Genomic DNA, 23,946 nt, shown 5'->3' with positions numbered 1-23,946 from the left:
AGTATGGACCGTCTAGATCGACTGTCAAGACCCGTACCGCTCAGCGGACCACGACGATCTTGACCGGGCGCCGGCTCGTGGGCGGTTCACCCCAAGCTGTCCGTTCCTGTCAGTGACAGCCATCGGCACCCCCTCCTATCATTCCGAGTGGTCTAGACCGCCTGCGTACTTCTCGTCCACTGCCGCTTCGGGAAGGCGGAATCGTCGTGACCGCAAGAACCTGGCGCCTCGCCGCGCTCAGCACCGCCCTCGTGTTCGCCACCGCGTTGCTCCCGTCCGCCGGGGCCGCCGGCAACGATGGCACCGAACAGCTCCCCGGCCACCTCCGGACACTGTCCAGCACGATCGCCACCCCGCGGTCGACCGTCTGTGACGGCGACGGCACCAGCGGTAAGCGCGTTCAGGCGCCACCGTCGCGAACGTGACGATCGCGCAGGGCGACATGGCGACCGTCGACACGATCACCAACGCCATCAAGGCGCAGGGCTACAACCGGGCCGACCGCAAGTACGTCGTCTGGTACGACAAGGACGGCTGCGGCCTCGCGTTCGGCAACGGCGGCAACGACAGCCCGGGCGCGAGCAACCCGTACAACGCCGGCCCGCACTACGCCACGGTCGGCACCGGCTGCTGGTCGTGGCAGGCGACCGGCCACGAGCTACTGCACACCCTCGGCGCCGTCCAGGGCAGCGCGCCGCACTCGACGCCGTACGGCCATTGCTGGGACGACGAGGACATCATGTGTTACGACGACGGCGGCATCCCGAACCCGCCGGGCGGCCTGGTGAAGGTCTGCCCGGGCGCGCCGGAGAACCAGATCGACTGCCTGGGCGACGACTACTTCAACACCAACCCGCCGGCCGGCAGTTACCTGGCGACGCACTGGAACGTCGCGAACAGCGCGTACCTGATCACGACCGGCACCGCGAACCCTTCGGGCGCGATCACCGGGATCGGCGGCAAGTGCGTCGACGTCAGCGCGTCCGGCACCGCCAACGGCACCGCGATCCAGCTGTGGACCTGCAACAACACCGGCGCCCAGCGGTGGACCGTGCAGAGCGGGACGCTGCGCGCGCTCGGCAAGTGCCTGGACGTCGCCTCGAGCGGCACCGCGGACGGCACGCTCGTGCAGCTGTGGGACTGCAACGGCACCGGCGCCCAGACGTGGCAGGCGCGGTCCGACGGCTCGCTGCTCAACCCGCAGTCGGGCAAGTGCCTCGACGCGACGGGCGGTGCGTCGGCCGACGGCACCCGGCTGGAGATCTGGACGTGCGCGGGCACGGCGAACCAGCGATGGCAGGTGCCGGCCTGACGCGAAGGTGATTTTCTCCGAAAAGAGGTTCCCATTCGGAGGGAAACTGGCAGAATGCCCGATGACCTGCCGGTTTCCCTCCTCGTCCAGAAGCGATCCAGACCTCGCCGGGAACCCGGCGAAATGCCGGCAGAAAGCGCGCAACCTGGCCGCGCCCACGTCGTTAAGCGCATCGCCGGACGTTCCCGCTCAGGCGGGGCCGCCGGCACGCTGCGAAGCCGGGCCGTTACGGCTTCGCTCAGGGAGGGAAAGCAATGCCGGCCGTCACCGCGAACATCGTCCCGCTCCGGCACGCGCGCCCGGGGGTCGTGGCGTACGTGAAGAGCCCGGACGAATGGTTCGTCGCCAACAGCGGGTGGATCCAGGGCAGTGAGGGCGTCGCGCTGATCGACACGTGCGGCACCGAGCAGGCCACGCTGGAGCTCGTGCGGGACGTCCGCAAGTACGCGCCGGAAAGCGCGAAGCAACTCACCGTGGTCGTGACGCACGCGCACGGTGAGCACCACAACGGCGTCGGGGTCGCGCTGCGCGACGGCGGGACGGTGCTCGCCGCGCCCGCGAGCGTCGAGGTCGTCAAGGCCGGGCCGCAGACCTACGGCAACGTCTTCACCTGCACCCAGTGGGGCGTGCTGGAGCCGCCGGAGCCGGCGGCGGTCCGCCCGGTCGTCGGCTGGCGGCGGATCGACCTCGGTGACGCGGTCGCCGACGTCGTCGCCGTGCCGGGCACCGCGCACACCGCGGGTGACCTCGTGGTGCACGAACCGCGGTCGGGCACGCTGTTCACCGGTGACCTGGTGTTCATCGGCAGCACGCCGATGGCGGTGCACGGCTCGATCCCCGGCTGGCTCGACGCACTCGACTGGCTGCAGGACACGTTCCGCCCGCGGACCCTGGTGCCGGGCCACGGCCCGGTCGCGAACCCGGGCCACAGCGCCGTGCACGCGATGCGCGTCTACCTGGAGTGGCTGCTCGAGGCGACCGCGCGCAGCCACGACTTCTCCAAGCTCGCGACCCAGGCGTCGCTGCGCTGGCCGACGTGGACCAACCCGGAGCGCCACATCGGCAACCTGATGCGCGCCTACGCCGACCAGCACGGCCGCAAGCTGGACGTGGACCTGGCGATCGACGCGGTGATCGCGGCCGCGGGCGGGCGCATCGACCTGGACTACCTGCTGGGCGCCGAACCGGCCCGCCAGATCTCCTGAGCCCCCGCACCGGACCGCTCGGCGACGGACGCTGGGCCGGACGGCGGCTAATAACCATCAGCCTTTGACAAGGTCTCCACGCCTCGCCGACTCTGAAGTGGTCTGAACAACTTGTGATCACCGGCCCTCGACGAGGAGGCGCCCCGTGCGTACGAGACTTCCCTTCCGACGGCGGTTCGGAGCCATGGCCGCGGCGCTCGCCGTCGCCGCCGGGCTCGCGACCGCCCTCGCCCCCGCGGCCGACGCGGTCCCGGCCACCATCCCCTTGAAGATCACCAACAACTCCGGGCGCGGCGACCAGGTCTACGTCTACGACCTGGGCACGAACCTGGCGACCGGGCAGCAGGGCTGGGCCGACGCCAACGGCACGTTCCACGCCTGGCCGGCCGGCGGCAACCCGCCGACCCCGGCGCCGGACGCGTCGATCCCCGGGCCCGCCAACGGCGGCTCGGCCACCATCCGGATCCCGAAGTTCTCCGGCCGGATCTACTTCTCCTACGGGCAGAAGCTGGTGTTCAAGCTGACGACCGGCGGCCTGGTGCAGCCGGCGATCCAGAACCCGTCCGACCCGAACGTCAACATCCTCTTCAACTGGTCCGAGTACACGCTCAACGACAGCGGGCTCTGGATCAACAGCACGCAGGTGGACATGTTCTCCGCGCCGTACGCGGTCGGCGTGCAGCCCGTCGGCGGCACCACGAAGAGCACCGGGCACCTGAAAGCGGGCGGCTACAACGGTTTCTACACCGCGCTGCGCGGCCAGCCGGGCGGCTGGGCCAACCTGATCCGGACGCGCTCGGACGGCACGGTCCTGCGCGCGCTCGCCCCGAGCCACGGCATCGAGCTGGGCGTGCTGCCCGCGACCGTGCTGCAGGACTACATCAACCGCGTCTGGACGAAGTACAGCTCGTCGACGCTGACGGTGACGCCGGTGGCCGACCAGCCGAGCGTGAAGTACTCCGGCCGGGTCTCGGGCAACGTCATGAACTTCACCAACACCTCCGGCGGGTTCGTGACGGCGTTCCAGAAACCCGACTCCGACAGCGTTTTCGGCTGTTACAAGAACCTGGACGCGCCGAACGACGTCCGCGGCCAGATCTCGCGCACGCTCTGCGCGGGCTTCAACCGCTCGACGTTGCTCACCAACGCCAACCAGCCCGACACGAGCTCGGCCGGGTTCTACCTGGACGCCGTAACGAACCACTACGCGCGCAAGATCCACGCGCAGATGGCGGACGGCAAGGCGTACGCGTTCGCCTTCGACGACGTCGGCCACTTCGAATCCCTGGTCAACGACGGCAACCCGGCGACCGCTTACCTGACGCTCGACCCGTTCGACTAAAGCCGGACGCAGTCCGTTTCCGGCGCCACCGGAGTCTGCCCGAGCACGTCCAGCCCGGGCAGGGTGCGCGCCGGAACGGGTTGCGCGGTGCCGACTTCGACCACCACCACCGGCTGGCCGCACGCGGCCAGATCGAGCACCAGCAACGGCACAACGAGCATCGTGGTACGTATCCGCATGACGGCTCACCCCGTTTTTGCTCCACCACTCCCATGGAGAACACGGGGGGTGGAGCACCGCGGTTCAGGCGTCACTTGGCGACGTAGGCCGCCAGGTGCTCGCCGGTCAGCGTCGACTTCGCCGCCACCAGTTCCGCCGGTGTGCCTTCGAAGACGACCGTGCCACCGTCGTGACCGGCGCCGGGGCCGAGGTCGATGATCCAGTCCGCGTGCGCCATCACCGCCTGGTGGTGCTCGATGACGATCACCGACTTGCCCGCGTCGACCAGCCGGTCCAGCAGGCCGAGCAGTTGCTCGACGTCGGCCAGGTGCAGGCCGGTGGTCGGCTCGTCGAGGACGTACACGTCGCCCGCCGCCCCCATCTGCGTGGCCAGCTTGACCCGCTGGCGCTCGCCGCCGGACAGTGTGGTGAGCGGCTGGCCGAGCCGGAGGTAGCCGAGGCCGACGTCGGCGAGGCGCTGCAGGATCTTGTGCGCCGCCGGGAGCTTGGCCGCGCCGTCGCCGAAGAACTCCTCCGCCGTGGCCACCGACATCGACAGGACCTCGCTGATGTCCTTGCCGCCGAACTTGTAGTCGAGCACCTCGGCCTGGAACCGCTTGCCCTCGCAGACTTCGCACGGTGTCGCGACGCCGGCCATCATCCCGAGGTCGCTGTAGATCACGCCGGCGCCGTTGCAGTTGGGGCAGGCGCCTTCGGAGTTGGCGCTGAACAACGCGGGCTTGACGCCGTTCTCCTTCGCGAAGGCCTTGCGGATCGGTTCGAGCAGCCCGGTGTAGGTCGCGGGGTTGCTGCGCCGCGAACCGCGGATCGCGCCCTGGTCGATCGAGACGACCCCCTCGGCGCCCTCGACCGAACCGCGGATCAGTGACGACTTCCCGGAGCCCGCCACACCGGTGATGACCACGAGCACGCCGAGCGGGATGTCGACGTCGACGTCACGCAGGTTGTGCGTGCCGGCGCCGCGGACCTCCAGCGCGCCCTCGGACTTCCGGACCTCGTCCTTGAGCGCGGCCCGGTCGTCGAGGTGACGGCCGGTGATCGTGTCGCTCGCTCGCAGGCCCTCGACGGTGCCCTCGAAGACGACCTCGCCGCCTTCGGAACCGGCCTTCGGGCCGAGGTCGACCACGTGGTCGGCGATCGCGATGGCCTCCGGTTTGTGCTCCACGACGAGCACCGTGTTGCCCTTGTTCCGCAGCTGCAGCAGCAGTTCGTTCATCCGCTGGATGTCGTGCGGGTGCAGGCCGATCGTCGGCTCGTCGAAGACGTAGGTGACGTCGGTGAGCGACGACCCGAGGTGCCGGATCATCTTGGTGCGCTGGGCTTCCCCGCCCGACAGCGTGCCGGCCGGCCGGTCGAGCGAGAGGTATCCGAGCCCGATCTCGACGAACGAGTCGAGGGTGTGGCTCAGCGCCTCCAGCAGCGGCGCCACCGACGGGGCCTTCAGGCCGCCGACCCACTTGGCGAGGTCGGTGATCTGCATCGCGCAGGCGTCGGCGATGTTCACCTTGCCGATCTTCGACGACCGGGCCTCCGGGCCGAGCCGCGTCCCGTCGCACTCCGGGCAGGTGGTGAAGGTGACCGCCCGCTCGACGAACGCGCGGATGTGCGGCTGCATCGAGTCGACGTCCTTGGCGAGCATCGACTTCTGGATCGACGGCACCAGCCCCTGGTACGTCAGGTTGATGCCCTCGACCTTGATCTTGGTCGGCTCCTTGTAGAGCAGGTCGTCGAGCTGGCGCTTGGTGAACTTCTTGATCGGCTTGTCCGGGTCGAAGAAGCCGCAGCCGCGGAAGATGCGGCCGTGCCAGCCCTCCATGCTGTAGCCGGGGATGGTGATCGCGCCCTCGTTGATCGACTTCGTCTCGTCGTAGAGCTGGGTGAGGTCCATGTCGTTGACCGCGCCCCGGCCCTCGCAACGCGGGCACATGCCGCCGAGGATGGTGAAGCTGCGGCGCTCCTTCGTGGTGCGGCCGCCCTTCTCGAGGGTGACCGCACCGGCACCGCTGATCGAGGCGACGTTGAAGGAGAACGCCTGGGGCGAGCCGATGTGCGGCTTCCCCAGCCGGCTGAACAGGATCCGCAGCATCGCGTTGGCGTCGGTCGCGGTGCCGACCGTGGAGCGCGGGTCGCTGCCCATCCGCTCCTGGTCGACGATGATCGCGGTCGTCAGCCCGTCGAGGACGTCGACGTCGGGGCGCGCCAGCGTCGGCATGAACCCCTGCACGAACGCGCTGTAGGTCTCGTTGATCAGCCGCTGGGACTCCGCGGCGATCGTGCCGAACACCAGCGAGCTCTTGCCCGAACCGGAGACCCCGGTGAACACGGTCAGCCGGCGCTTCGGCAGCTCGACCGTGACGTCCTTGAGGTTGTTCACGCGCGCGCCGTGCACCCGGATCAGGTCGTGGCTGTCGGCTTCGTGCGGCGCCTTGCTCATCGTGTCTCCATGGTCTTCGGGTCGGTCGTTCCGGTCGGTCAGCGGTCCTGGTAGAGGCCGAGCACGTTGCCGTCGGGGTCGGTGAAGGTGGCCACCACCCGGCCGCCGCCGACCTCCTTCGGGGCCTCCTTGACGGTGCCACCGGCCGCGGTCAGCTCGGCGAGCTTCGCCTCGATGTCCGGCACGGGCCAGTAGGTCACCGGGCCGGTCATGCCCTGTTCCGCGCCGCCCGGCACCAGCCCGATGTGCTGCCCCTCGACGTCGAACCCGACGTAGTAGTCCGAGTCGGCCGTCGGCTCGGCCCCGAGCAGGGTGGCGTAGACGGTCTTGGCCTTCGCCAGGTCGGTGACGGGGTGCAGAACGGTGATGGTCATGTTCACTCCTGGTTGTCGTCGCTGCTGCCGGTCACGCTACGGCCGCGTCGATGACCTGCGCTTCTCGATTCCTGATCGGTACCGCAAGGCATGATGGAGACATGCGGATCACGGCCTGGTGGCGCGGCATCAGCCCGCGACGGCGCCTGATGCTGAGCGGCGTCGCCGTCGCCGTGGTGCTCGCGGTCGTCGTGGCCGTCGTCGTCACGTCCGGCACCAGCGCCGCACCGCAGGCCGGGACGCCCGACCAGGACCAGCCCGGGCCAGTGCTGCTGGTGCCCGGTTACGGCGGTGGCCAGGGCGCGCTGAACGAGCTGGCGGCGCGGATCCGGCAGACCACTGGGCGGACGGCCGAGGTGCTCACCCTGGCCGGCGACGGCACCGGTGACCTGCTCGAACAGGTCGCCGTCCTGTCCGACGCCGTCGAGCGGGCCTATGCGGAAGGCGCGCCTTCGGTCGACGTCATCGGCTACTCCGCGGGCGGCGTCGTGGCCCGGCTGTGGGTCGGCCGCGACGGCGGTGAGCACCAGGCCCGCCGCGTCGTCACGCTCGGCGCGCCGATGCACGGCACCGGCCTGGCGACGGCGGGCGGCGCGCTCGTCCCGGGCGCCTGCCCGACCGCGTGCGTCCAGCTGGCGCCGGGCAGCGCGCTGCTGCAGGAGATGGCGAAGGACCCGATCCCGTCGACGCTCCCGTGGCTGTCACTGTGGACCGAACGCGACGAGACGGTCACCCCACCGGACTCGGCCCGGGTCGACGGCGCGGTCAACGTCGCGCTGCAGCAGGTCTGCCCCGGCAACCAGGCCGGCCACGGCGACCTGCCCACCGACCCCGCCGTCACCGAGCTGGTCCTGCAGGCCCTCGGCACCACCCCGCTCGAAGCACCGGCGGAGTGCCTCAGCTCGTGACGTCCTTCGTCGCGAAGTTCGCCCAGGCCGCTCCGAAGAACACCACGATGTAGCCGGCCTGCAGCAGCAGGCCGTGGTCGATGTTGCGCCAGAGCACCGGGTCCCGGAAGAAGTCGATCCACGACAGCCAGTAGTGCGTCGGCAGGTAGGGCTTGACGGACGCGGCCGCGTCCAGCGTCTCCAGCACCGAGCTGGTGATCAGCACGGCCAGGCCGCCCAGGGCCGCGCCGAGCGAGGAGACGGTGACCGTCGAGAGGAACACCGTGATCGCGGCGAAGCCGAGCATCGACACGACGATGTAGGTCACCGCGCCGAGCAGCCGCAGGCCCAGCCCGGACGAGCTGAGCGACTGCCCCGACAACGACGTCACCCCGGCGGGCTGCCCGCCCGGGCCCGCGACGCCGGGGGTGCCGCCGGTGCCGAACAGGATCACGCCGAGCACCAGCGACGTCAGCACGACGATCACGATCGCGGCGGTGACGTACACCGCGATGGCGATCATCTTGGCGCCGAGCAGCCGCGTCCGGCCGACCGGGCGCACCAGCAGGTAGCGCAGGGTGCCGCCGGCCGCCTCGCCCGCGACCGAGTCCCCCGCGACGACGGCGACCGCGATCGGCAGGAAGAGCGGCAGGACCAGGGCGAGCGCGGCCGCCGGGTAGAGCGCGCCGTCGTTCACCACGGCCGACAGGAACGCCCCGCCCTGCCCGGGCGGCGGCGCGAAGTCGGCCGTCGCCAGGAAGACCCCGACGATCGCGGGGAGCAGGCACAGCAGCAGCACGCTGACCCAGATCCGCGGCCGCAGCACGAGTTTCCGCAGTTCGACGCCGATCACCCGGCCGCCACCTCCCCGAACCGGTCCGAGCCGGGGCCGGTGAACTCGAGCACCACCTGTTCGAGGGTCCGCCGCTCGGCGTCGATGGACGCCACGCGCACGCCGGCTTCGACGAGCATCGCGTTCAGCGCGGCCGGGTCCTCGTGCCGGATGACCAGGCGATCGCCGTCGCGGGACTCGAGCTGCCCGTCGAGGACCGCGGCCGCCGCGGCCGCGTCCGGCGTGCCGACGAGCACCCGGCCGGTCAGCGCCCGCAGCGACGTCAGGTCCTCCTCCAGCACCAGCCGGCCGCGGTCGACGACGCCGACCCGGGTGCACAGCTGCTCGACCTCGGCCAGCAGGTGGCTGGACAGGAACACCGTGGTCCCGCCCGCGTTCAGCGCGACCAGCAGCTCGCGGATCTCCTTGATGCCCTGCGGGTCGAGCCCGTTGGTCGGCTCGTCGAGGATCAGCAGGCGCGGCTTGCGCAGCAGCGCCCCGGCCAGCCCGAGCCGCTGCCGCATGCCCAGCGAGTACGCCTTGACCGGCCGCTGGTCGACCGCGCCCAGCCCGACCTGCTCCAGGGCGTCGTCGACGCGACGCTTCCGGGTGCGCCGGCCGCCGCCGCGCCCGGAGGCGTCGAGCAGCGCGAGGTTCCGGCGCCCGGACAGGTGCGGGTAGGCGGCCGGGCCCTCGACGAGCGCGCCGACCTCCGGCAGCACCTCGGCGACCCGCTTCGGCACCGGCTTCCCGAGGACCTCGATCTCGCCACTCGTCGCGTAGACCAGGCCGAGCAGCATCCGGACCAGCGTGGTCTTGCCCGAGCCGTTGGGGCCGAGGAAGCCGTACCGGTCGCCTTCGCGCACGTCCAGGTCGACGGCGTCGACGGCGAGCACCCGGCCGTAGCGCTTGGTGAGCCCGCGGGTGACGATCATCGGCCGCTCCGGCGCAGCCGCGACAGCTCGTCCGCGACCGTCCGCAGCACCTGCGGCGTCACCGTCCCGGCCAGCAGGTACGAGCGGCGGGAGAACGTCGAGCGGACGATCGCCAGCGACAACGGCGTGATCGACAGCTGCACCACGGTCCCCGCCGCCAGTTTGGCCTCCACGCCGCCTGCCTTCCCGGCCGCGTCGCTCGCGGCGTTCCCGACGTTGCGCGGCACGGCGATCACGGCGAAGGCCGCCAGCCCGGTGCCGTAGAGCGCGGCGCCGGAGACGCCGCCGAAGCTCGACGACGCCAGCGGCCGCCCGCCGAGGGTGGTCGGCAGCACGGCCTGGCCCAGCGCGCCGAGCGCGTCCGTGACGTCCGGGGCGCTGGCGACCGAGAACCCGGAGCCGAGCACCGGCCGGGGCGCCTCGACGGCCGGCCTCGTCTGCTCGACCTGCTGAAACGCGGTGCTGAGGATCGGCGCCTGCTGCCCGCGCGCGGTCACCTCGACCCGCACCGGCAGCCCGGACACCGGGTCGGCCCAGAGGTCCACCTGACCGATCGTGGTGTCCTGGTCGGCCGGGACCAGCCGCAGCCCGGACGCGTCGACCCCGGCGACGCGCCGCGCGGGCAGCGCGGTCACCGGATCGTTCTTCGCGGCCGCCAGCACCCGCCGCGCGAGCTCGGGCGGCAGCAGGTCCCCGGCGCGCGGCAGCCGCACGCTCGGTTCGCCGATCAGCTCGGTCAGCGCGTTGGCGCCGTAGTCCCAGGTGTATTCACCGTCGGGCAGCCGGTAGACGTCGTGCTCGCCCGCGGTGCCGATGACGTCGAAGCGGTAGCGATCCGGGCCTGCGTACCAGGCTCGCATCCGCGTCGTCCCGGCGAAGAGCGCGGCGACGTCGGCGAGGTTCGGCAGCTCCGGCAGGGCGAGCGAGCCGGCGCTTTCGGCGTACCCCTGGTACGGCCGCCCGGCCGAGGCCAGCACGAGGGCGCGCAGGCGGGCCGGGTCGATCGACTCCCCCGCGGACGGCAGCGCGGCCACGACGGCGGGCACCGCAACGAGGGCAAGGGTCACCGCGGCGACCACCGCCCACCGGCGCCGCTTTTCGTGCCGCACCACCGAGGGCGTCATCCGGCATCACCTCTGTCGTCCTTTCTACGCCATGAACTCGGGCCTCAGTCCTTACGAGGGGCTGTGAATCCGGGGCTAGAGTCAGGGGGTGACGACTCCCGTTCACGCTGCCGCCGTGCGCTAGTTCCCCGCGGTCCGTCCCGATCACCCGCCTACCCCGCGGGTCCCCGTCGTGCCCGCAGCAGGAACGGAACCCCCTTCCCATGGCTCACCTCGTCATGCCCGGCGAACCCCGCCGGACGCTCTTCTCACCACCCTCGCGCCCCGCGGTCTTCGCCGACGAACAGCTCTCGGCCGATGCCGCCCTGCGCACGATGTCGGCCGGCGTCGCGCTGCTCTGGCGCGGCGGCTACCCGGCGGCGCGGCAGCTGCTCGACGCCCTGTCACGGCGGCTCCCGCCACCGCCGTCGGACGGCTACGCCGCCTATCGGGCCCATCGCGCGCAGCGGGCCCGGCTGCTCTCGCTGCTGTACGTGCCGCTGGATCCCGGCCACATCGTCCCGCTGCGGCGGGCGCCGGACGTCCGCACCGCCTGCGCCGCGGTCCACGGCCCGCTCGACGTGCCGGCGGCGATTCCCCTGCGGGAGCTGCTCGGCGCCCTCGGCGCGGCCGAATGGCGCCGGAGGGGGATCGCCGTCCCCGCGCTCGGCGCGCGGATCCACCCGCACCACGGCGTTTTCGCGCCGGTGCGCCAGGAGTACGTCCGGCTGGTCGCGGAAACGCCGCTGCCCGCCGCGGACCTCGCGTTCGACGTCGGAACCGGGACCGGGGTGCTCGCCGCGGTGCTCGCCCGTCGCGGGGTGGCGCGGGTGGTCGCGACGGACACCGAGCCCCGCGCCGTCGCGTGCGCGGCGGAAAACCTGGCCCGGCTGGGATTCGGCGCGCGCACCGAGGTCGTGCGGACGGACCTGTTCCCGCCCGGCCGGGCGGGGCTGGTGGTCGGCAACCCGCCGTGGCTGCCGGGTCGCGCCCGCACGGCGCTCGACCACGCCGTGTACGACCCGGGCAGCCGCGTGCTGCGCGGATTCCTCGACCGGCTGCCCCGCCACCTCACCCCGGCCGGGGAAGGGTGGCTGGTGCTGTCGGATCTCGCCGAGCACCTGGGGCTGCGCACGCGCGCCGACCTGCTCGGCTGGATCGCGACGGCGGGCCTCGAGGTCGCCGGCCGGCTCGACACGGCACCGGAGCACCCCCGCGCCGCCGACCCCGGCGACCCGCTGCACCGGGCCCGCGCCGCGGAGGTCACGTCCCTCTGGCGGCTGCGTCCGGCCTGAGCGAGCCGTACGGTCACGGCTCGGTCCGTTACCCCGGATCCGGGCCGTGACCCGGCTATTCTCTCGCCAGGAACACGACTAGGGGGATGACGTGAGCACGACCGGCGAGGGCACACCGCAGAGCAACGCCGAGGCGATGATCGCCGAGGCCAAACGCGCCTTGTGGGTGATGGTGGGCCTGCTCGCCGTCCTGTGGGCGCTGCAGATCGTCAACTCCCTCGACGACTACGGCCTGAGCCACGAGTTCGGCATCGAGGCGCGCGAACCGGCGTCGCTGCCGGAGATCTTCAGCGCGCCGTTCCTGCACCTCGGCTGGGACCACATCGAGGCGAACTCCGGCCCGCTGTTCGTCTTCGGCTTCCTCGCGGCCTACCGCGGCGTGAAGAAGTGGCTCGGCGTGAGCGTGCTGATCATCGTCGCGAGCGGGCTCGGCGTCTGGTTCATCTCGCCGTCGACCTCGGTCACCGTCGGCGCCAGCGGCCTGGTGTTCGGCTACTTCGGCTACATCATCGTGCGCGGCCTGTTCGATCGGCACCCGATCGACATCGTGATCGGGCTCGTCATGGCGTTGTGCTTCGCCTACCAGTTCTCGTCGCTGCTGCCGACCGACGAGCAGGTCAGCTGGCAGGGCCACATGTTCGGCTTCGTCGGCGGCATCGTCGGCGGCTGGCTCTTCCGCGACCGCCGCGCCAAGGCCGTCGCCGGACCGGACGCCACCGACCCGGCGACCGTCCTGCTCCCGAAGGACCTCAGCTAGGCGGCTCGAGCCAGGCGTCGACGACGATCCGCACGTACCGGCCGATCATCAGGCGCGGCGCGCGCACGCCGAGCGGCGCCCGGTCCAGCGTTCCCGTCGCCCGCACGCGCACCCCGCCGGGCCCGCCGCCGGTGGGCGGCGCGACGGTGAGCGTCAGCGGGCAGGACGTCCCACGCAGCTTCAGCGTTCCGGTCACCTCCCAGCCCTCGTGCCGCCGGATCCCGGTGGCCTCGAAGACCAGCTCGGGGCAGGCGGCGCTGTCCAGCAGCTGCGGCTTCCGCAGGTCGGCGTCGCGGCGCGGGTTCTCGGTGTCGAGCGCGCCGAGGTCGAGCGTGGCCGCGACGGCCGTCACCCCGCCGCCGGTCACCTCGACGGTGCCGGCGGTGACCGGAATCGTGCCGCGGACGCGGTTGAAGCCGAAGTTGCGGACCTCGAACGCGGCCGACGTCCGGCTGCTCAGGACGGTCCAGGTACCGGTGCGCAACGCGGGCGCGGCAGGCGGCTTCATCGCGCGACCGCCGTCTCCGGCAGGTCCGCGCGCACCACGCGGTACAGGTCGATCCGGTCCGGCCCGGGCAGCAGCGCGGGGTCCTCACCCGGCAGCAGCTCGGTGCTCATGATCGCCCGCTGCGTCGCCTCGATCGTCTCGATCGAAGCGGCGAAGCCGACGATCACCGTCGCGCGGTCCTGCGCCGTCAGGATGTAGGACGGTCCGATGCCCTCGACGTCCCGGATCGCGGGCCAGATCCGCTCGGTGCTCGCCCGCCGCTCGGCGGCCGCCTGGTCGGCGGTGCGCGGGCCGTCGAACCAGCTGAGCTGGGCGAACCGCGGCTCGGCGGCGGTGGTCCGGACGTCGGCGACCTCGTAGACGCCGCTGTCGAGCCAGGTCGTCCCGGCCGGCTGCCGGGCCCCGGCGGCGGCCGCGGCGTCGGGCCAGAAGGCGACGACGGCGCCGTTCAGGCCGCCGACCTGGGTGAGCGCGCAGGTGCCGAGCGGGCCCGGGAGCAGCTCCCCGAGCGAGCCTCGGAACTGGTGGACGGTGGCGTACATGGTGGTTCCTTTCCGCTGGTCATCGCGTTGGGAACGACTCTCGGCCGGAACCCGCCACCGGACATCAGTGCCAGTACGGAGCACGGCACTGAAACCGGGCACGCAGGGGATACTGCTCGGGTGACGCGCAGCGAACCGTTCGTCGGCCGGTCCGGTGCCGTGGCGGAGCTGCGGGCGCGGCTCGCGGCCGCGGCCGCCGGCACGGGCGCGCTGGTGCTCGTCGGCGGCCCGGCCGGAATCGGCAAGACCCGGCTGGTCGAGACCGTCGTGGGGGCCGACGCCGTCTGGGGCCGCTGCGTCGACGACCCCGGAGCCCCGCCGCTGTGGCCGTGGCGCCGGGTGCTGCAGGCGCTCCCGGCCGCCGGGGCCGAGGTCGCGCGGGCCCTGGCCGACCTCGACGGCCACGACGGCGCCGACCTGGTCGCGGCCCGGTTCCGGTTCGTCGCGCTGGCCGCCGACGCCCTGGTCGCGGCGGCCGAGCCGAGCGGTCTCGTGGTGGTCCTGGAGGACCTGCACTGGGCCGACGAGGCGTCACTGCGGCTGCTGCGGCACCTCGCGGGCGAGATCCGCCGCTCCCGGCTCACCGTCATCGCGACCTACCGCGACACCTCGTTCGATGCCGGCCTGCTCGGCCGCCCGGGCACGGAAAGCCTCCACCTCGAGCCGCTCACCGAGCCCGACGTCCGCGCCTACCTGGCCGGGATCGGCCGGTCCGGCGAGGACGTCCGGGACGTGCTGCGGCGCTCGGGCGGGAACCCGCTCTACCTCAAGGCGGTCGCGCGGTCGTCGGCCACCGACGGCGGCCGCGCCGAGCTGCGCCACCTGGTCCGCACCGCCGTCGCCGCGCTCGACGCCGGCGCGCGGGAGCTGCTGGCGATCGCGTCGGTGCTCGGCGAGGACGTCGACGCGCACGTCGTCGCCGAGGTGGCCGGACAGGCGGTCGACGACGTCGTCCCGGCGCTCGACCGGGCGGCGCGCGCCGGGGTGCTCGCGCCCGGGGTCGCCGGGACCCGGCGCTTCGCCCACGCCGTCGTGCGCGACGGGATCTACGCGGACCTCGACCAGGGCGTCCGCGAGGACCTGCACGCCCGGACGGCGGCCGCCCTGGAGCGCGAACCGGCGCTCGCCGGGGTGGTGGCCGGGCACTGGCTGCGGTCCGCGGCCACCCCGGACGCGCTCGCCCGCGCGGCGCGCTGGGCCGAGGTCGCGGCGCGGGACGCGACCCGGTCGCTCGCGTTCACCGAAGCCGCCCGGTTCCTGGCCTTGGCCGTCGACTCCCGGCGCCGGGCCGGCGTCCACGAGGGTCTCGCCGCCCTGCTCGTCGAACTCGCGACGGCGGAGTACCGGGCCGGGCGGTTCGCGCAAAGCTTCGAACACGCGCGGGAGGCGGCCGGGCTGGCCCCCGAGCTGCTCGTTGCCGCGGCGCTGGTCGTCCGGGACGTCGCCGCACCCGATCTGCTGGCCGGGATGGCCGAGCTGACGGCGTCGGCGCTGGCCGCGGCCGGTCCCGACGCGGACCCGGTGCTCCGGGCGAAGCTGCTCGCACAGTCGGCGTCGATCGCGGCCGACCGCGGGCGGGGCGGCGAAGCGGTCAAGACCGCGGACGAGGCGCTGGCCCTCGCCGAGCAGGCCGATGACGAGGAAGCCCGGATCGACGCGGTCCGCGCCCGGCTGAAGGTCCGCCCGATGGGCCTGCCGCTGACCGAACGGCTGCGGCTCGGCGCCCTCGCCGTCTCCCTCGGGGGCACCGGGCGGCCGCTGGTGGCGTTGTGGGGGCACAAGTGGCGGGTGGACGCGGCGTTCGAGGTGGGCACGATGCCCGTGGTCGACGCCGAGCTGGCCGGGATCGCCGCCCTCGCGACGACGACCCGGCTCCCCCTGGTCCGCTGGCACTGCCTGCGGCTGCAGGCCGCCCTCGCGGCCTACCGCGGCGCGTTCGCCCGGTCCCGCGAGCTGAACCGGCTCGCGTCGGAGCTCGCCTGGGCCGAGCTCGCCGAAGACCGGTCCACGGTCGGCCTGACCTACGCGTTCGCGCTCCAGCTGGCCCTCATGGTCGGCGACCCGGCTGAGCTGCCGGAAGGCTACGAGGAGCTGTTGGCGATCGCGCCGCCGTTGCCGATCACGCTCATTTCGCGGCCGCTGTCGGCCCTCGTCCTCGGCCGTCGCGACGAGGCCCAAGCCGAGTACGACGCCCTGCGCCCTCTGCTGCGCGATCCCGACTTCCTCGGCCAGGCGCCCGGCGTCGGCGTCAACCTGGTGCCGTTGCTGGAGGAGTTCCGCGACCTCGAAACGGCCGAGTGGCTGGCCGAACGGTTCGACGCCGAACCCCCGTTCGCCTCGGGCGGCGCGGGCACCTTCTGCGGCGACTGCTCCAGCAGCTGGGCAGCGCGCCTGGCCGCCCTGCTGGAGCGCCACGAGGAGGCCATCCGGCTCTTCGAGGAGTCTCGCGTGGGACACCCGCCTCGGCGCCCGCCCGTACGTGGTCCACAACCGCGTCCGGCTGGCTTCGGTGCTCATCACCCGCGGCGACGTGCAGCGGGCGGAAACCCTGGCACGCCAAGCTTCGGAGGAGGCGCACAGGCTGGGCATGCCGGGCTGGCTGCGGGACGCGACGGCGTTGCTGAACCGCACCCGGCAAGCCGCCGATCCCCTGACGGGTCGCGAGCGCGAGATCGCCACGCTGGTCGCGGACGCCCTGAGCAACCGCCAGATCGCGCACCGGCTGGTGCTGTCCGAACGCACGGTGGAGAGCCACGTCCGCAGCGTGCTGGCCAAGCTCGGACTGACCAACCGGACGGAGATCGCGACCTGGGTGCACCGTCGCGGGCGGGCGTAAACTGTCCACAGTGGATTTCTGAGCGAGGACTTCTCCGGATGGCCATTGCCTACGATCTCGAGCTGGCGACCGCGCTGTCGCCGGAGCGGGTCGCTCGTCGGCTGCTCGACGTGGCGCGTCGCGAGCAGTTGTTCGACGCGCCGGTCACCCCGGAGCAGATCCGTCAGGACGGCGCGGTCACCCAACTGCGCACCTGGATCCGGGTCTACGAACGCCATCCCGCGGCCTGGGCGCCGGTGGTCACCGAGCTCGGCATCACCCCGACCGTCGCGGCCGGATTCAGTCTCTACAAGCACGACAAGATCGCCGAGCAGCAGGACGACATGATCCGTCTGGTGGCCGGCCTGCTGAAGGACGTTCCCGGCGACGCCCTGCTGTCCGGAATGGACACCATCTGGCTCCTGCGCCGCAACAGCGACCTCACCGTGAACGAGCAGGACGACATCTGGCCACCGCGCCGCCTGGCCGCGCTACCGCAGCTCTACCGCCGCGCCACCCAGACGTTCGCCGGGGACTGAATCCTGGGTCCCCGGTGTGAACCGCTGTGAGAACGCTGTGGATCGGTCCCGGCGAGATGCCGACCCGCCGCCGCTGTGGTGATCTGGATCGGTGGCGAACAAGTTTCTCCGGACCGCGGTCCTCGCGGGCGCGTCGTTGCTGGTCCTCGGGACCGGCGTGGCCGTCGGCGCGAACTCGACCGCCGACGACGCCTACGCCGCGAGCGCACCGGTCGCGACCAAGCAGACCACGCCGGCCACGTCGACCGCACCGGCCACGTCGGCCACCCCGACTCCGGCCCCGCGCTCGGCGCCGGATCCGGTCGGTGCGTTGTTCGCGAACGGGAGCCACTTCTGCAGCGCCAGCGTCGTGCACTCCGACGCCGGCGACCTCGTCCTGACCGCCGCGCACTGCGTCAAGGACGGGATGACCTTCGCGCCCGGCTACCACGACGGTGTCGCGCCGCTCGGAACGTGGACCGTGACGGGCGTGGCTGTCGCGGACGGCTGGACCTCGTCCGCCGATCCGGATCTCGACTTCGCGTTCCTCACCGTTTCGCAACCGGGAAACGCGGCTTCACTGGAAAGCCTGACCGGCGCGAACACCCTGGGAATCGCTCAGGGATTCGACCACGAAATCACTCTTACGGGTTACCCCGACACGACCGATTCCCCGGTCGTCTGCAGCGGGCGGACAACCCGTTCGGACACTTATCAGCAACGCGTCGCGTGCCCCGGTTTCCCGGACGGCACCAGTGGCGGGCCGTGGGTCACGAATGGCGTGGTCATCGGGGTGATCGGCGGTTACCAGCTCGGCGGCGACACCCCGGACGTCTCCTACAGCCCCTATTTCGACGACGACATCCAGAAGCTTTACGCCTCGGCCACCGGCTGAACGCGAACCGGGCCCGCGTCCCTGGCGGAGGACGCGAGCCCGGGTCGACCCCTCGTGAACCCTCAGCAGGTCACGATGAGCCCGGTGAGCGCCGAGCACGTCTTCGACGCGCTGTCGTTGGCGCTGGTCGGATCCGCCGGCGAGCTCGTGGTCTTCTGCACCGTCGTGGTGTACGAGCCGAGGGCGAGCAGGCCGCCGTTGACCGAGAACTTCGCCGTGGTCGACGCGCCGGAAGCCAGCGACGCGACGTCACAGTTCAGCGTCCGGGTGGTGCCGACGTGGGCACAGCCGGTCGAGCTGGCGTACGAGAGACCCGACGCATACGTTGCCACGACCCGGATCCCGGACGCGGCCGACGGGCCGGTGTTCGTCACGGTCAGCGTGTAGTCGATGCGCGCGTTGAGGCCGCCGTGGCCGGTCGCGGCGAGTGCGACCTTGACGTCGGCGTTGGTCGCCGGGTTGCCGATGGTGACGACCGGCCCGTCGAGGGTCTCGAACGCGAAGTTGTCGCCGACGAACTGGTGCTGCAGCGTGAACGAGCCCGGCGCGGCGGTGTCCTTGACGCGCAGCGTGAACACCGCGGTCCGGGTGCCGCCCGCCTCGAGGTCGCCGAACGGCGCGCGGTAGCTGCTGCCGGCCTGGAAGCAGCCGAGGTCCGTCACGCCGGTGCAGGACACGAGATCCGCGATGTCGGTGATCGGGGTGGGCGAGCCGTAAATGGCCGCCTTCGCGAATGTCACCGTGAAATCTTCGGGGTTGTAAACCGTTTCCGAGACGGTGAATGTCTGTCCCGGCAGCACCGTTGTCGGGCTGACATCGACAGAACTGGTGGGCGGTGCCGCGTTCGCGGCGGGCGCCACCGCGATGAACGCGGTGGCCAGTGCGGCCACCGAAGACAGAATCGTTGTCCGTCGCCAGCTTCTTCGCATAGTGGTGTTCTCGCCGTTCCGTCGAGGAATGCCGCTCTGACAATGCTGCTGTTCAGTCGTCGCGTCCCCGGAATTCGTTACCGCCATCCGGCGGCGCCCCGGCACCGCCGTCAGGACGGACGCCAGCGGCCGTTCATCTCACCCGGGCGCGGCGGTGGACCCGGCAGATCCGGGCCGTCACCCGACTCCAGCCCTTCGACGAGCATGGCGAGGTACCGCCGCCGCAGCTCACTGGTCCGCGCCGGGTCCTCGACGCGGATCGCCGCGCAGCACTCGAGGATCATCCCGACGTCCTCGGTGACGGCGTCGCGGCGCAGGCGCCCGCTCTCGTGCGCACGGGCGACGAGCCCCGCGGCGAGCTCGTTCGCGCGGCGGGCGTCCGCGCCCATCTCGTCCGTCGGGGTGAACGTGCCCGCGAGGTGGACGGTCAGCGAGTGCACGTCGGCCTCGACGACCCGGCCGAGGAAGCCGGTGAGGGCCGCCCAGGGGTCCGGCTCTTCGACCGAGGCCTCGGCTTCGGCGATGAACCGGCGGAGACCGTCGTGGCAGAGCCGACAGAGCAGGAACTCCTTGCTCGGGTACCGCCGGTAGAGGGCGCTGATCCCGACGCCGGCCCGCTCGGCGACGGCCGAGATCGGGGCCTTCGGGTCCAGCAGGAAGACGTCGCGGGCGGCGTCGAGGATCACGACGTCGTTGCGGGCGGCCTGGCCGCGGCGGCCGGGCAGGGCGGTCTCGCTCATGAACCGAGGGTAGCACTGGAACGGATCGTTCCGCTCTGCTACAGTTCGGAACGAAGCATTCCGTTCCAACGTTCTCGAGGAGTAGCCATGCCGGTCCCCGCCCTTCGCCCGTTCCGCGCCGAGGTCCCGCAGTCCGCCCTGGACGACCTGCGAGCGCGGCTCCAGCGCGCCCTCTGGCCGGACGACCTGCCCGCCGGGTACGGCGTCACGAACGAGCGGGTCCGCACGCTGGCCGAGTACTGGCTGGAGAAGTTCGACTGGCGGGCCTTCGAGGCGCGGCTCAACGCGCACCCGCAGTTCCGCACGGAAATCGACGGCGAGACGATCCACTTCCTGCACGTCCGCTCGTCCCGCGCGGACGCGACCCCGCTGCTGCTGACGCACGGCTGGCCGGGGTCGGTCGCCGAGTACCTCGACGTCATCGGCCCGCTGACCGAACCGGAGTCGCCCGCGGCGCCGGCGTTCCACCTGGTGATCCCGTCGCTGCCGGGCTTCGGCTTTTCGGGCCCGGTCAAGTCCGCGGGCTGGGGCACGCACCGCACCGCGGCGGCGTGGGCCGAGCTGATGAGCCGCCTGGGGTACGAGTCGTACGGCGCGGCGGGCAACGACGCCGGTTCGATGATCTCGCCGGAGATCGGCCGGCTGGCGCCGGAGAAGGTCGTCGGCGTGCACGTCACGCAGCTGTTCTCGTTCCCGTCGGGCGACCCGGCGGAAATGGCCGGCCTGAGCGAGGCCGACCAGGCCGGGCTGGCGCATCTGCAGTGGTTCTACGACAACATGTTCTCCTTCAACCAGCTGCACAGCCAGCAGCCGCACACGCTGGCGTTCGCGCTCGCCGACTCACCGCTGGGGCTGCTGGCGTGGAACGCGCAGCTGTTCGGCGAACATCTCGACGCGGACTTCGTCCTGGCGAACGTCGCGCTGTACTGGCTGACGGGCACGGGCGGCTCGTCGATCCGCTTCTACTACGAAGACGCGCACGCGACGTCGCACGCCGCGGAGCCGACCACGGTCCCGACGGCCCTGGCGATGTTCAAGGGCGACTTCCAGTCGATCCGCCGGTTCGCCGAGCGCGACCACGCGAACATCGTCAGCTGGAACGCCTACGACGCCGGCAGTGGTAGCGGAGGTCCGCGTGACGCGGCCGGACACTACGCGGCGCACGAAGCGCCCGACGTCCTGGTTGCCGACATCCGGCGGTTCTTCGCCGACCTGTCCCGCACCTGGCCGGTCCTGGAGCAGGCCCACGCCGCGCTGCGCTCGGCCGTCGCGGGAATCGAGGACTGGTCGGCGCCGACACCGTGCGCGGACTGGAACGTCACGCAGGTCTTCCAGCACGCGGCGGCTGACCAGCTGGGCTACGCGGCGTCCATCACGGGCGAGCCGGGCCCGGACTTCAACCCGTTCGCCCCGTCGGGCACCCTCACGGTCCCGGCGAGCGACTTCCTGGAGCCCAAGCTGGCGGCGGCGAAGGCCGCGTTCGCCACGGTGACCCCGGACACCGCCGCGGTCCCGACCCCCCTCCCCCAGGGCGCGTTGCCGGCCCAGGTGGCGGTCGGCGCGGCCGCCCTGGACGCGGCGGTCCACGCGTGGGACATCGCCACGGCAACGGGCGCGCGCTCGCCCCTGACCCCGGACCTGGCGGCGGCGTTGCTGCCGGTGGCCAAGGAACTGGCGGAGCCGTTGCGAGGCTTCGCGTACGCCCCAGCCCTACCCGCCAACGCAGCGGACGACGCGGTATCGACGCTGCTGCGCTACCTGGGCCGCGACCCGCACTGGACAGCCTGAACCCGCCCCTCCGCCACGGCGAGCCCCGGAGTCCTTGCGGGGCAAGACAAACCCGGTAACCCGCTTCCGCCAGCCCAACCCCGCTCGACCACGACCCGCACCAGACCGAGTCCCTGCTTTCGGTCGAGGCCAGCCCGAACCCACTCTTCGCGGCGAACCTCCACCGCGGTGTGGGAGGTTCCCTTCACCCCGGCGCCGGGGTGACCCGAGTTCGACATCGACCTGCCAACTGCCCGGCGCCGGACGCACCCAAGATCAGCACCGATCCTCGGACCGCCTCAGCTCACCTCTCACGGCACCCGGGGCCGAACCACTCGCCGCAGCGACTCCACAGCTGCGCGGTGCTTCCCTTCGCCAGCGACCGACCACACCCGGGTGCCGGCTGTACCCAAGATCGACGCCAACCCGCAACAGCCCCAAGCCCACCCCATCGCCGTAGCGCGCGGCCAAAACCACATCACCACAGCGAACTCCACAACCATGCGGCACGTGCCCATCACCGAGAACCGCCTTCACCCCAGCGCCAGAGGGACCCAATCCGCACCAACCGGCGAACAACCTCAACCCCGCCCCTCACCGCAACGCGCAGCCAAACCAGCTCACCGCAGCAAACCCACAACCGTGCGGCACCTTCCTTCGCCGCGACCGACATCACCCCGGCGACGGATGTAACCAAATCAGCGCCAATCCGCAACAGCCCCAAACCCACCCCATCGCCGCAGCGCGCGACCAAACCACATCACCGCAGCAAACTCCACAACCGTGCGGCACCTTCCTTCGCCACAACCGACTCACCCCGGCGACGGAGGTACCCAAATCAGCACCAGCCGGCAAACAGCCTCAACCCCGCCCCTCACCGCAACCCGCGGCCAAAACCAGCTCACCGCAGCAACTCCACAACCGTGCAGCACGTGCCCTTTACCGACGACCGACTTCACCCCGGCGCGGGTGTTCGATATCCACCGACCAAAAGCGCCAGAGGCCCGGCCCGAAAGCACCTCAGCCCGCCGGAAGCCTTCCACAGAACTATCCACAACGGACTCACCCGGGAAACCCAGAAAATCCGTTGCCTCGCAGGGAACCGCGATCCTAACCTCAACTCATGACGAACCGGCCCTTCCGTTGGGACCTCGTGCGTCCCGACCAGGTCGGGACGCTCCTCGACGACACCAAAGAACCTCGCCTCTGGTTCCTGACCGCGCTCACCGAGGCCACCGCCAAAGTCCTGGCCCGCTCCGGGAACGGCGAGCTGCACTTCGTCGGCCGCTCGCTCGACAGCATGCACGACCTCCTCGGCGGGGCCCTCGAACGCACCTCCTGGCACGACCGCGTCCACCAGCTGCCGATGTCCCTGAAACCGCGGCGGAACTTCACCGACCACGACACCGCTCTGTTGCGGGAACACCTCGCGGCCGCCGGGATCACTCCGCACCGGCTGGCGCGGGGGACGCGGCCCACCGTGTTCGTCGACCTCGTGCACGAAGGCGAGACCTTCACCGAGCTGTACCTGCAGCTGCGCCGGTGGATCGTCGAAGACCGGGAGGCCTGGACGGTGATCCGGCGGAAGCTGCGGTTCCTCGGCGTCACGCCCCGCCGGCTGTCCTGGCGGTGGCGCGACGACGCGGGCTGGCCGGCCGAACTGCCCGCGGCCGCGGTCCGGAACGTTTCCCTCGACCGCGACGTCTGGTACTACTTCGGCGACCACCAGCCGAAGCTCACGCCGTCGTTCCCGCGGCAGCGGTGGACCGACGAGAGCGTCCGGACCCCCGACCGCGGGAAGGCCACCCGCAGCGCCCTGGCCGAGGCGTTCGCGCTGGTCGACGCCGGGCGGCAGGCCGGGACCCGGGAGCAGCTCGTCCGGACCGTCACCCGGGAGCCCGCGATGGCCGAATCGTGGCTGCGGACGCTGGTCACGGAACTGCGTTACTGACTGAAGAGTCAGCAGACGGTACGGTGAGCCGCATGGCGCGGAAGGCGGTGTCGGTGCGGCGGGAGGAGATCGTCCTCGCCGCGCTCGAACAGGTCCGGGCCCGGGGCATCGCCGGGGTGCGGGCGGCTGACGTCGCCAAAGCGCTCGACGTCAGCACGGCCCTGATCTTCTACCACTTCGGCACGCTCGAAACCCTCATCATCGAGGCCTTCCGGCAGGCCGCCGAGAACAACCTCGCGGTCCTGCGCGCCGAGCTCGACCGCGGCGGCCCGGTCGGCGAACGACTGCGGGCCGTCCTGGCGCTCTACGGCCCCAGCGAACCCGCCCACGGCTGGACGCTGTGGATCGAGGCGAGCGCCGCGGCGATGCGGGACACCCAGCTGCGCGCCGTCCTGCAGCGGCTGGACCTGCGGTGGCGGGACGCCGTCGTCGCGCTGATCGCCGAGGGGGTCGGGGCCGGCGAGTTCCGGTGCCCGGACCCGCACGGCGCCGCCTGGCGGCTGACCGCGCTGCTCGACGGGCTCGCGGTGCAGGTCGTCGCGCGCGAAGGCACGGTCAGCGCGGCGGACTGCGCCGGCTGGGTCGAGCAGGCGATGACCCACGAACTGGGCTGCTACTGACTCAC

General features: G+C 72.0%; 23 protein-coding genes and 1 pseudogene. 14 read left to right on the top strand and 10 right to left on the bottom strand.

Annotated elements, in window-relative coordinates; genetic code table 11:
* The first annotated feature begins 206 nt into the window (after positions 1-206).
* The 4 genes from ACGFMK_RS17840 (at position 207) to ACGFMK_RS17825 (ending at position 3,859) form a co-directional block, all read left to right on the top strand.
* Positions 207-425: a hypothetical protein gene (locus ACGFMK_RS17840; protein WP_392763910.1), complete on the top strand. Its 219-nt coding sequence runs from the start codon at positions 207-209 to the stop codon at positions 423-425.
* Positions 422-1,312, top strand: coding sequence for a ricin-type beta-trefoil lectin domain protein (locus ACGFMK_RS17835; protein ID WP_392763908.1), 891 nt, complete (start codon positions 422-424; stop codon positions 1,310-1,312). The genes ACGFMK_RS17840 and ACGFMK_RS17835 overlap by 4 nt, the downstream gene beginning before the upstream one ends.
* A gap of 254 nt (positions 1,313-1,566) precedes the next feature.
* Entirely contained in the window at positions 1,567-2,517 is a 951-nt protein-coding gene (locus tag ACGFMK_RS17830; protein ID WP_392763905.1) for an MBL fold metallo-hydrolase, read from the top strand.
* 184 nt (positions 2,518-2,701) lie between these two features.
* A complete protein-coding gene (locus tag ACGFMK_RS17825) occupies positions 2,702-3,859 on the top strand; it encodes a glycoside hydrolase family 64 protein (protein ID WP_392763902.1) in 1,158 nt (385 codons plus the stop codon).
* On the opposite strand, the gene ACGFMK_RS17820 is transcribed toward ACGFMK_RS17825, so the two are convergent.
* The 3 genes from ACGFMK_RS17820 to ACGFMK_RS17810 all read right to left on the bottom strand — a co-directional run bounded on the left by ACGFMK_RS17820 (position 3,856) and on the right by ACGFMK_RS17810 (position 6,847).
* Positions 3,856-4,038 (bottom strand): hypothetical protein, encoded by a 183-nt coding sequence (locus ACGFMK_RS17820; protein WP_392763899.1) that lies wholly within the window; start codon positions 4,036-4,038, stop codon positions 3,856-3,858. The genes ACGFMK_RS17825 and ACGFMK_RS17820 overlap by 4 nt on opposite strands.
* 71 nt (positions 4,039-4,109) lie before the next feature.
* The gene (locus tag ACGFMK_RS17815; RefSeq protein ID WP_392763897.1) at positions 4,110-6,473 is read right to left on the bottom strand and encodes an ATP-binding cassette domain-containing protein; all 2,364 of its coding nucleotides are present in this window, start codon (positions 6,471-6,473) and stop codon (positions 4,110-4,112) included.
* Positions 6,474-6,511: 38 nt separating this feature from the next.
* On the bottom strand, positions 6,512-6,847 hold the full coding sequence (locus ACGFMK_RS17810) for a VOC family protein (protein ID WP_392763895.1): 336 nt from the start codon (positions 6,845-6,847) through the stop codon (positions 6,512-6,514).
* A 101-nt stretch (positions 6,848-6,948) separates the two neighbouring features.
* Between ACGFMK_RS17810 and ACGFMK_RS17805 the strand changes: the two genes are divergently transcribed.
* The gene (locus tag ACGFMK_RS17805) at positions 6,949-7,755 is read left to right on the top strand and encodes an esterase/lipase family protein (protein WP_392763892.1); all 807 of its coding nucleotides are present in this window, start codon (positions 6,949-6,951) and stop codon (positions 7,753-7,755) included.
* Here ACGFMK_RS17805 and ACGFMK_RS17800 read toward each other — a convergent pair.
* Genes ACGFMK_RS17800 through ACGFMK_RS17790 form a run of 3 tightly spaced genes read right to left on the bottom strand, consistent with a single transcriptional unit; the run spans position 7,745 to position 10,625 of the window.
* Positions 7,745-8,587 (bottom strand): ABC transporter permease, encoded by an 843-nt coding sequence (locus ACGFMK_RS17800; protein ID WP_392763890.1) that lies wholly within the window; start codon positions 8,585-8,587, stop codon positions 7,745-7,747. The two genes, ACGFMK_RS17805 and ACGFMK_RS17800, sit on opposite strands and share 11 nt — an antisense overlap.
* Positions 8,584-9,501 carry an ABC transporter ATP-binding protein gene (locus ACGFMK_RS17795; protein WP_392763888.1) on the bottom strand — a complete coding sequence of 306 codons (918 nt, stop codon included), beginning with the start codon at positions 9,499-9,501 and terminating at the stop codon, positions 8,584-8,586. Before ACGFMK_RS17795 ends, ACGFMK_RS17800 begins: the two co-directional genes overlap by 4 nt.
* Entirely contained in the window at positions 9,498-10,625 is a 1,128-nt protein-coding gene (locus tag ACGFMK_RS17790) for a hypothetical protein (RefSeq protein ID WP_392763886.1), read from the bottom strand. Before ACGFMK_RS17790 ends, ACGFMK_RS17795 begins: the two co-directional genes overlap by 4 nt.
* A gap of 203 nt (positions 10,626-10,828) precedes the next feature.
* On the opposite strand from ACGFMK_RS17790, the gene ACGFMK_RS17785 reads away from it, so the two are divergent.
* Both ACGFMK_RS17785 and ACGFMK_RS17780 read left to right on the top strand, forming a co-directional pair.
* On the top strand, positions 10,829-11,899 hold the full coding sequence (locus tag ACGFMK_RS17785; protein ID WP_392763883.1) for a methyltransferase: 1,071 nt from the start codon (positions 10,829-10,831) through the stop codon (positions 11,897-11,899).
* Between the two features lie 136 nt (positions 11,900-12,035).
* On the top strand, positions 12,036-12,656 hold the full coding sequence (locus tag ACGFMK_RS17780) for a rhomboid family intramembrane serine protease (RefSeq protein WP_392764144.1): 621 nt from the start codon (positions 12,036-12,038) through the stop codon (positions 12,654-12,656).
* On the opposite strand, the gene ACGFMK_RS17775 is transcribed toward ACGFMK_RS17780, so the two are convergent.
* Together ACGFMK_RS17775 and ACGFMK_RS17770 are read right to left on the bottom strand one after the other, a co-directional pair.
* On the bottom strand, positions 12,649-13,164 hold the full coding sequence (locus tag ACGFMK_RS17775; RefSeq protein ID WP_392763880.1) for a YceI family protein: 516 nt from the start codon (positions 13,162-13,164) through the stop codon (positions 12,649-12,651). The genes ACGFMK_RS17780 and ACGFMK_RS17775 overlap by 8 nt on opposite strands.
* Complete coding sequence (locus ACGFMK_RS17770; protein ID WP_392763878.1) at positions 13,161-13,706, bottom strand: hypothetical protein; 546 nt, start codon at positions 13,704-13,706, stop codon at positions 13,161-13,163. The genes ACGFMK_RS17775 and ACGFMK_RS17770 overlap by 4 nt, the downstream gene beginning before the upstream one ends.
* Between ACGFMK_RS17770 and ACGFMK_RS17765 the strand changes: the two are divergent.
* The 4 genes and pseudogenes from ACGFMK_RS17765 to ACGFMK_RS17750 form a co-directional block, all read left to right on the top strand.
* A pseudogene (locus ACGFMK_RS17765) lies at positions 13,689-14,237 on the top strand (AAA family ATPase); the annotation flags it as partial. The gene ACGFMK_RS17770 and the pseudogene ACGFMK_RS17765 overlap by 18 nt on opposite strands.
* A 2,056-nt stretch (positions 14,238-16,293) precedes the next feature.
* Positions 16,294-16,542, top strand: coding sequence for a response regulator transcription factor (locus ACGFMK_RS17760; RefSeq protein ID WP_392764142.1), 249 nt, complete (start codon positions 16,294-16,296; stop codon positions 16,540-16,542).
* A 38-nt stretch (positions 16,543-16,580) separates the two neighbouring features.
* On the top strand, positions 16,581-17,060 hold the full coding sequence (locus ACGFMK_RS17755) for a SitI3 family protein (RefSeq protein WP_392764140.1): 480 nt from the start codon (positions 16,581-16,583) through the stop codon (positions 17,058-17,060).
* A gap of 91 nt (positions 17,061-17,151) precedes the next feature.
* Positions 17,152-17,934 (top strand): trypsin-like serine peptidase, encoded by a 783-nt coding sequence (locus tag ACGFMK_RS17750; RefSeq protein WP_392763875.1) that lies wholly within the window; start codon positions 17,152-17,154, stop codon positions 17,932-17,934.
* A 62-nt stretch (positions 17,935-17,996) separates the two neighbouring features.
* On the opposite strand, the gene ACGFMK_RS17745 is transcribed toward ACGFMK_RS17750, so the two are convergent.
* Both ACGFMK_RS17745 and ACGFMK_RS17740 read right to left on the bottom strand, forming a co-directional pair.
* Positions 17,997-18,824 (bottom strand): hypothetical protein, encoded by an 828-nt coding sequence (locus tag ACGFMK_RS17745; RefSeq protein ID WP_392763871.1) that lies wholly within the window; start codon positions 18,822-18,824, stop codon positions 17,997-17,999.
* A 149-nt stretch (positions 18,825-18,973) separates the two neighbouring features.
* A complete protein-coding gene (locus ACGFMK_RS17740) occupies positions 18,974-19,603 on the bottom strand; it encodes a TetR/AcrR family transcriptional regulator (protein ID WP_392763868.1) in 630 nt (209 codons plus the stop codon).
* A gap of 87 nt (positions 19,604-19,690) precedes the next feature.
* Here ACGFMK_RS17740 and ACGFMK_RS17735 point away from each other — a divergent pair, with 87 nt between their 5' ends.
* From ACGFMK_RS17735 to ACGFMK_RS17725, 3 genes are all read left to right on the top strand, one after another.
* A complete protein-coding gene (locus tag ACGFMK_RS17735) occupies positions 19,691-21,391 on the top strand; it encodes a TIGR03086 family metal-binding protein (RefSeq protein WP_392763866.1) in 1,701 nt (566 codons plus the stop codon).
* 1,102 nt (positions 21,392-22,493) lie between these two features.
* Positions 22,494-23,321 (top strand): hypothetical protein, encoded by an 828-nt coding sequence (locus ACGFMK_RS17730; RefSeq protein ID WP_392763863.1) that lies wholly within the window; start codon positions 22,494-22,496, stop codon positions 23,319-23,321.
* Between the two features lie 32 nt (positions 23,322-23,353).
* Positions 23,354-23,941: a TetR/AcrR family transcriptional regulator gene (locus ACGFMK_RS17725; RefSeq protein ID WP_392763860.1), complete on the top strand. Its 588-nt coding sequence runs from the start codon at positions 23,354-23,356 to the stop codon at positions 23,939-23,941.
* Positions 23,942-23,946 lie beyond the last annotated feature (5 nt).

This window comes from Amycolatopsis sp. NPDC049252, from assembly GCF_043197175.1.
Taxonomy (GTDB): Bacteria; Actinomycetota; Actinomycetes; order Mycobacteriales; family Pseudonocardiaceae; genus Amycolatopsis.
Note: the sequence above shows the minus strand (reverse complement) of the source record. Positions and strands in the feature narration are given on the sequence as shown.